Source organism: Streptococcus sp. HMSC071D03 (assembly GCF_001812125.1).
Taxonomy (GTDB): domain Bacteria; phylum Bacillota; class Bacilli; order Lactobacillales; family Streptococcaceae; genus Streptococcus; species Streptococcus pseudopneumoniae_N.
This window is the reverse complement of record NZ_KV807769.1, coordinates 21,020-29,368: the sequence shown is the minus strand read 5'-3', so window position 1 is coordinate 29,368 and position 8,349 is coordinate 21,020. Positions and strand designations below refer to the sequence as shown.

Annotated in this window: 7 protein-coding genes; all 7 read left to right on the top strand. The window is 42.1% G+C overall.

The features are described 5' to 3' along the window. Positions 1–607: ABC transporter permease (locus HMPREF2837_RS06675; RefSeq protein ID WP_148131826.1), on the top strand; the 607-nt coding region annotated here is incomplete at its 5' end. Positions 608–797: 190 nt separating this feature from the next. Further along, positions 798–1,814 carry an NAD(P)H-dependent glycerol-3-phosphate dehydrogenase gene (locus HMPREF2837_RS06670; RefSeq protein WP_049549607.1) on the top strand — a complete coding sequence of 339 codons (1,017 nt, stop codon included), beginning with the start codon at positions 798–800 and terminating at the stop codon, positions 1,812–1,814. Between the two features lie 25 nt (positions 1,815–1,839). Then, positions 1,840–2,736 (top strand): UTP--glucose-1-phosphate uridylyltransferase GalU, encoded by an 897-nt coding sequence (galU, locus tag HMPREF2837_RS06665; RefSeq protein ID WP_186823209.1) that lies wholly within the window; start codon positions 1,840–1,842, stop codon positions 2,734–2,736. 149 nt (positions 2,737–2,885) lie between these two features. Continuing rightward, positions 2,886–5,378: a penicillin-binding protein PBP1B gene (pbp1b, locus tag HMPREF2837_RS06660; RefSeq protein WP_075230746.1), complete on the top strand. Its 2,493-nt coding sequence runs from the start codon at positions 2,886–2,888 to the stop codon at positions 5,376–5,378. A gap of 83 nt (positions 5,379–5,461) precedes the next feature. Beyond that, positions 5,462–6,373, top strand: a complete 912-nt coding sequence (locus HMPREF2837_RS06655; protein ID WP_049549605.1) for a DMT family transporter — start codon at positions 5,462–5,464, stop codon at positions 6,371–6,373. An 84-nt stretch (positions 6,374–6,457) separates the two neighbouring features. Beyond that, positions 6,458–7,156, top strand: a complete 699-nt coding sequence (gene dapD, locus HMPREF2837_RS06650; RefSeq protein ID WP_049549604.1) for a 2,3,4,5-tetrahydropyridine-2,6-dicarboxylate N-acetyltransferase — start codon at positions 6,458–6,460, stop codon at positions 7,154–7,156. 61 nt (positions 7,157–7,217) lie between these two features. Beyond that, positions 7,218–8,348 carry an N-acetyldiaminopimelate deacetylase gene (locus HMPREF2837_RS06645; protein ID WP_049549603.1) on the top strand — a complete coding sequence of 377 codons (1,131 nt, stop codon included), beginning with the start codon at positions 7,218–7,220 and terminating at the stop codon, positions 8,346–8,348. The last annotated feature ends 1 nt before the right edge of the window (position 8,349 follow it).

Sequence of the window (8,349 nt, the reverse complement as noted above, 5' to 3'; positions counted from 1 at the left end):
TATTCCTCTCCTTGCCTTGGTTCTCGTTGTTGTCTTTGCGACCTTCATATCCTATCTTGCAGTTCGCAAACGCAACCTATTTACCAACTTAATCGATAGTCTTAGTATGGTACCTTATATCGTACCAGGAACTGTACTTGGTATTGCCTTTATCTCTTCATTCAATACAGGCCTCTTCGGAAGTGGTTTCCTGATGATTACAGGAACAGCCTTCATCTTGATTATGTCCTTATCTGTCAGAAGACTTCCTTATACCATTCGTTCTTCAGTTGCTAGTTTGCAACAAATTGCCCCTAGTATCGAAGAAGCAGCAGAAAGCTTGGGAAGTAGCCGTCTCAATACCTTTACTAAAATCACAACCCCAATGATGCTTTCAGGTATCATATCAGGAGCAATCCTTTCATGGGTAACAATGATTTCGGAACTATCTACTTCCATTCTCTTGTATAATGTTAAAACTAGAACAATGACCGTAGCTATCTACACTGAAGTACTTCGTGGGAATTATGGTGTGGCCGCAGCCTTGTCTACTATCCTCACCATCTTAACAGTTACTTCCTTGTTACTATTTATGAAAATTTCTAAAAATAACAGCATTACGCTCTAGTTTTTTCCTACTAAAACAGCCAATTCCCCCTGGCTGTTTTTTTATATCTCTACTTTTGATTTTCCCGAATCATCACCTTCGATAAATACAGATTCCTATCAATAGGACATATATTAGCTAGTTATATAGATGCAAGATAGGGCTTTTTATGGTAGAATATAGGAAAGTGCTTTCTCAGAAGGAGGAAAATATGGACAAACAAACCATCGCTGTTTTAGGGCCTGGTTCTTGGGGTACTGCTCTGTCACAAGTTTTAAATGACAACGGACACCAAGTACGAATCTGGGGAAATATTCCTGATCAAATCAACGAAATCAATACACATCATACTAACAAACACTATTTTAAGGATATTGTCTTAGATGAAAAAATTGTAGCCTACCAAGACCTAGAAGTAGCCTTGAAGGATGTGGATGCTGTTTTATTTGTTGTCCCAACCAAGGTTACACGACTAGTTGCCCAACAAGTTGCTGCCGTTCTTGATCATAAAGTGGTCGTCATGCACGCATCAAAAGGTCTGGAACCGAATAGTCACAAACGTCTTTCAACCATTCTTGAAGAAGAAATCCCTGAAGACCTTAGAAGCGAGATCGTCGTCGTATCTGGTCCTAGCCATGCGGAAGAAACAATTGTACGCGACATCACCTTGATTACGGCTGCCTCTAAAAATTTACAAACTGCTCAATATGTTCAAAAACTCTTTAGCAACCACTACTTCCGCCTTTATACCAATACGGATGTTATCGGAGTGGAAACAGCTGGTGCTCTTAAAAATATCATCGCTGTTGGTGCAGGTGCCCTTCATGGACTTGGATTTGGTGATAATGCTAAAGCAGCGATCATCACGCGCGGTCTGGCAGAAATTACTCGTCTGGGGGTTAAACTTGGAGCAAATCCATTAACTTACAGTGGTCTTTCTGGAGTTGGGGATTTAATCGTTACAGGAACTTCTGTCCACTCACGTAACTGGCGTGCCGGAGATGCTCTTGGGCGTGGCGAAGCCTTGGCAGATATCGAAGCAAATATGGGAATGGTCATTGAAGGAATTTCAACAACCAAAGCTGCTTACGAATTAGCACAAGAACTAGGAGTTTATATGCCTATTACCCAAGCCATTTACCAAGTTATTTATGAAAACATTAATATTAAGGATGCCGTTTCTGAACTCATGAGCAATGAGTTCAAGGCAGAAAACGAGTGGTCTTAAACCACAGTTAGAAAGGAATCTCATGATGCAAAAAGTTAGAAAAGCCGTTATCCCTGCTGCAGGACTTGGAACTCGCTTCCTTCCTGCTACCAAAGCCTTGGCTAAGGAAATGCTACCAATCGTAGATAAACCAACCATTCAATTTATCGTTGAAGAAGCTCTTAAGTCTGGTATTGAGGATATTCTTGTTGTCACAGGGAAGTCAAAACGCTCAATCGAAGACCATTTTGACTCGAACTTTGAGCTAGAATATAACCTCAAAGAAAAAGGAAAGAATGATCTCTTGAAACTTGTTGACGAAACGACTGGCATGCGCCTCCACTTCATCCGTCAAACTCACCCACGCGGACTCGGAGATGCCGTTTTGCAAGCCAAAGCCTTTGTTGGGAATGAACCTTTTGTAGTTATGCTTGGGGATGACCTCATGGATATCAATGATGACAAGGCTGTCCCATTGACCAAGCAACTCATGAATGATCACGAAGAAACTCACGCTTCTACCATCGCTGTCATGCCTGTCCCACACGAAGAAGTCTCCGCCTACGGTGTCATCGCTCCTCAAGGAGAAGGCAAAGATGGACTTTACAGCGTTGAAACCTTCGTTGAAAAACCAGCACCTGAAGACGCACCAAGTGATCTAGCCATTATTGGCCGTTATCTCCTCACACCAGAGATTTTCGGTATCCTTGAAAATCAAACACCTGGTGCCGGAAATGAAATCCAGCTAACAGATGCCATCGATACTCTCAACAAAACTCAACGAGTATTTGCTCGTGAATTCAAGGGTGCTCGTTATGATGTTGGAGACAAGTTTGGATTTATGAAGACTTCCATCGAATACGCTCTCAAACATCCACAAGTCAAAGACCACTTGAAGGACTACTTGATTGATCTTGGAAAAGAACTTTCAGGAGACAAATAAACAATTTGTCAAACAGTCAGATTTAGTTTAAATCTGGCTTTTTTCAATGTCTAAATCTCAAGACCCAATCCCTATCCAAAGCCCTGTTCTAAGCCTAATTTCTTGCAATAATTGCTTTTATGGTATAATAATAAAGAGTGAGGAATTCTATGAACAAACATGTAACAAGAATCAAACAAAAAGGACTGGCCTTACTTCGGTCTTTAAAATTAATAACTTCCAAAAAAAGTCCAGATAAAAATAAGAAAGTCAAAACAAAGCTGACCATTTGGACTATTTTGGCCAATATCTTACTTGGAATAAAAGCAACTTTTAACACTCTTTTTATCCTAGCTTTTATTGGCGGTCTCCTCGGGACTGGAGTTGTTTTGGGGTATGCTGTTTCTCTCTTTGATCAAGTTAGTGTCCCTCAAACGGAGGATTTGATCAAGCAGGTCAATAATATTTCATCCATCTCTGAAATCCGCTATGCAGATGGTTCCATGATTAGCGCTATTGAAAGCGATCTACTTCGCACATCTGTGTCATCAGATGCCATTTCAGATAATCTCAAGCAAGCTATCGTTGCAACCGAGGATGAACACTTTGCTGAGCACAACGGTGTTGTTCCTAAAGCGGTTATTCGCGCCAGTCTAGGAAAATTCATCGGACTTGGTTCTTCCAGTGGAGGTTCTACCCTAACACAACAGCTCATCAAGCAACAAGTAGTCGGTGATGCTCCTACACTTTCTCGTAAAGCTAGTGAAATCGTAGATGCTCTAGCCCTAGAACGTGCTATGAATAAGGATGAAATCCTGACTACCTATCTAAATGTTGCACCTTTTGGTCGCAATAACAAGGGGCAAAATATCGCAGGGGCTCAGCAGGCTGCGACTGGGATTTTCGGAGTGGATGCTAGCAAACTGACCATCCCTCAAGCAGCTTTCCTAGCAGGTTTACCACAAAGCCCTATTTCCTACTCACCTTATGAGTCTACTGGTGAGATGAAGAGCGAAGAAGATATTGAACTTGGAATCAAGCGCTCAAAAGATGTTCTCTACAATATGTACAGAACTGGAGTTCTTAGCCAAGAAGACTACGAAACCTATAAAGCATACGACATTAAACAGGATTTCTTGTCAGCAGAAAATGCCAGCGTTAGTTCTAAAGGTTTCCTCTACTTCACTGTGCTAGATGAGGCTACCAATATTATGTATGATTACTTGGTACAGAAAGATAACGTTTCTGCCCAAGAATTAAAGAACGAATCTATCCAGAAATCTTATCGTGAATTAGCTGAAAGAGAAATTCAAAATGGTGGTTACCGTATCACAACTACAATTGACAAAGCAATCCATACTGCCATGCAAGATGCGGTAGCAAATTACGGCTACCTGCTAGATGATAGTTCAGGGCAACCTGAAGTTGGGAATGTCTTGATGGACAATCAAACTGGGGCGATTTTAGGTTTTGTAGGTGGGCGAGATTATCAGACCAATCAAAACAATCACGCCTTCGATACCAAACGTTCCCCTGCCTCCACTACCAAGCCACTCTTGGCCTACGGTATTGCTATTGACCAAGGGCTCATGGGAAGCGCTAGTATCTTATCAAACTATCCAACCAATTTTTCCAACGGGAATCCTATCATGCACGTTAATAACCCAGGTACAGCAATGATAGACCTTAAAGAAGCTCTGAATTATTCTTGGAACATTCCAGCCTACTGGACCTATCAGCTACTTCTTCAAAAAGGGGTTGATGTTCGTTCCTACATGGAAAAGATGGGGTATGAAATCCCTGAATACGGCATCGAAAGTCTACCTATGGGGGGAGGAATTGAAGTTACTGTAGCCCAGCACACCAATGGCTACCAAACGCTAGCTAACAATGGTACCTATCATAAGAAATACATGATCTCAAAAATTGAGAAAACGAGTGGTGAGGTTCTCTATGAACATCAGGCTAAACCCATCCAAGTTTACTCTAAAGCTACTGCAACCATTATGCAGAGTTTGCTAAGAGATGTGCTTTCATCTCGAGTCACTACAAGTTTCCAAACGGATCTGACTTCTATCAATTCCAGTCTAGCAGGTGCTGACTGGATCGGAAAAACTGGTACAACCAATGAAGAAGGGGATATGTGGCTAATGGTCTCTACTCCAAGATTAACCCTTGGAGGCTGGGTTGGACATGATGATAACAGTCCTCTAGCCCAGGGAGCTTACTACCGCAATGCAAAATATATGGCTCATCTGGTAAATGCCATTCAGCAAGCAGCCCCTTCTGCTTGGGGTTCAGAACGTTTCAAACTCGATTCAAGTGTCACTTCATCACAAGTCCTCAAATCAACTGGTCAAAAGCCAGGGAAGGTGACTATTAATGGAAAAGAAATTAATCTGAGCGGAGAAACGGTGACTAGCTACTGGGCAAACCAAGCTGGCGCGCCGACTACTACTTATAAATTCGCTATTGGTGGAAGCGATTCTGACTACCAAAATGCTTGGAACACCATTTTAGGAAGTCTGCCTAAAGCATCTTCTTCCTCATCGAACAATAGCAATAGTAGTAACAATAACAATAATAATCGTAATAATACTTCTAATAGTAACGGGAGCAGTAGCTCTAGTTCCAATAATAGAAGCAGCAATCAACAGCGCTAACTAGTACAATCATTGAGAGTGGGAAAGAAATGATTTTTCTCCACTCTCTTTTTTCTTTTTTCATTTCATGGTACAATAGCAACATGAATAAATATCAAAAGAATATTTTTAAGGGAACCATTTATTCTCTCCTATCTGGCTTGATCTGGGGGATCTGCGGAATTTTAGGAGAGTACTTTTTTTCACATTATCAAGTATCTTCAGGGTGGATTACTTCTATGCGTCTACTCGTCGCAGGTAGTTTCGTAATCATCTTATCTAGCCTTAAACTCCGATCCCAGCTCTTTGATATCTGGAGAAATCGAAACAATTACCTTCCTTTCCTTGCCTATGCTATCTTAGGGATCTTCTCTGTACAGTTTTTCTTTTATCTCTGTGTAGAATACTCTAATGCGACAACTGCAACCATCCTTCAGTTTATCAGTCCTGTCTTTATCCTCTTTTACAATCGCATCATCTACAAGAAAAAAGCTTCTAAAAGTGCTATTTTTTATGTCTTGATCGCTATGGTTGGGGTCTTTTTGATGGCTACCAAAGGCGATCTATCCAAATTATCTATTACACCACTGGCTTTACTTACGGGCCTTCTCAGTGCTCTAGGTGTCATGTTCAATGTCATCTTACCCCAACGCTTTGCAAAAAAATACGGATTTGTGCCAACTGTTGGTTGGGGAATGATTATCGCGGGCCTTTTTAGTAATTTTCTCTACCCTGTTTATGAGATTAGCTTCCAGGTTGATGCCATCAGTATCTTGATTTGTTTGACCATCGCCTTTTTGGGAACTGCCTTTGCCTTTTTCCTATCGATGAAGGCTGTCTCCCTCGTTTCCCCATTAGTGGTGTCAGTCGTCAGCGCAAGCGAACCGCTATCCTCTGCTATTCTAAGCGTTCTTTTCCTTGGCATGGTTCTGGATGGTTTCTTGGTACTGGCCATGATTTTGATTATCGTTCCTATGATTTTCTTGTCCATCGAAGAATCAAAATCAAATAATTAAACACCTTCTTTTAACACTTAAGGCTTCAATTTTGAAGCCTTTTTTGGTAGAATAGTAAGCATTATAAAGAATGAGGAGACCCCTATGACTGCTACAAAAATGAATGCACAAGAAATTATCCAATTTATCGCAAATGCTGAGAAAAAGACAAGTGTAAAAGTGACCTTTGAAGGACAACTTGCCGGATCTATCCCTGCCTCTGTTATCAAGCTTGGGAATGTTCTTTTTGGAGACTGGAAAGATATCGCTCCACTTCTTGAAGGATTAACAGAAAACAAGGACTATGTTGTTGAGCAAGATGCCCGTAACTCAGCTGTACCTCTCCTTGATAAACGTGATATCAATGCTCGTATCGAGCCAGGCGCTATCATCCGTGACCAGGTTGAGATTGGCGACAACGCTGTTATCATGATGGGAGCTGTTATCAATATCGGTGCAGAAATCGGTGCTGGTACTATGATTGATATGGGAGCCATTCTGGGTGGACGTGCTATTGTCGGTAAAAATAGTCACGTAGGTGCCGGCGCTGTTCTTGCAGGTGTCATCGAACCAGCTAGTGCAGAGCCTGTTCGTGTCGGTGACAATGTTCTCATCGGTGCTAACGCTGTGGTTATCGAAGGTGTTCAAATCGGTAACGGTTCTGTTGTTGCAGCAGGTGCCATCGTTACTCAAGATGTTCCAGAAAATGTTGTGGTTGCTGGTGTTCCAGCTCGTGTTATCAAAGAAATCGATAGCCAAACCCAACAAAAAACAGCGCTAGAAGATGCGCTTCGCACCTTGTAATTAGTAACAGAGGCGGAAATTTTTCCAGCCTCTTTATCGTATCAGTAGAAGGAAATTAGATATGTTAGATTTGATTCACACTCGACGTGATCTTCACCAAATTCCTGAGATCGGTTTAGAAGAAGTCAAGACTCACGCTTATTTACTCAATGTCATTGAGAAATTAACAGCTGACAAGGATTTTGTTCAGATTCGTACTTGGCGAACAGGTATTTTAGTTTACTTGCAGGGAAGTCAGCCAGAACGTACCATTGGCTGGCGGACAGACATAGACGGACTCCCAATCGTTGAACAAACAGGCTTTCCTTTTGCCTCTCAGCACCCAGACCGTATGCATGCTTGTGGACATGATTTTCACATGACCATTGCCCTAGGAAGTCTCGAACGTGCTCTAGAAAACCAACCTAAAAACAATCTCCTCTTTCTCTTCCAGCCTGCCGAGGAAAATGAAGCAGGTGGCATGCTCATGTATGAGGATGGAGCTTTTGAAGACTGGTTGCCTGACCAATTCTATGGACTCCATGTTCGTCCAGACTTAAAAGTTGGACAAGTTGCGACCAATACCCATACACTCTTTGCAGGAACTTGCGAAGTCAAGATTCGTTTCAAAGGTAAAGGGGGGCATGCTGCCTTTCCACACCAAGCAAACGACGCTCTGGTTGCTGCGAGTTATTTTATCACTCAAGTCCAGTCAGTCGTCAGCCGTAATGTTGATCCTATCGAGGGAGCTGTCGTCACTTTCGGTGTTTTTCAAGCTGGTACAACCAATAATGTCATCGCTGATACAGCTTTCTTGCATGGAACCATCCGAGCTCTTACACACAACATGAGCCTCTTGGTGCAAAAACGTGTCAAAGCCATCGCTGAAGGTGTCGCAGCTGCTTTTGATATGGATGTGGAAGTTGAACTCAAGCAGGGAGGTTACCTACCTGTCGAAAACAACCCTGAATTAGCCCAGGAATTGATGGCCTTCTTTGATGAAAAAGAGGGAATTGAACTAATCGACATCGAACCTGCCATGACAGGAGAAGACTTTGGTTATCTTCTCTCCAAGGTTCCTGGTGTCATGTTCTGGCTTGGAATTGATAGTCCCTATGCTCTTCACCATCCAAAGATGAGTCCTAAGGAAGAAGCTCTGGCTGTCGGTGTCGAGGCTGTATCAAGCTTTTTAGCCAAGAAAGCTGCGGAGTAAA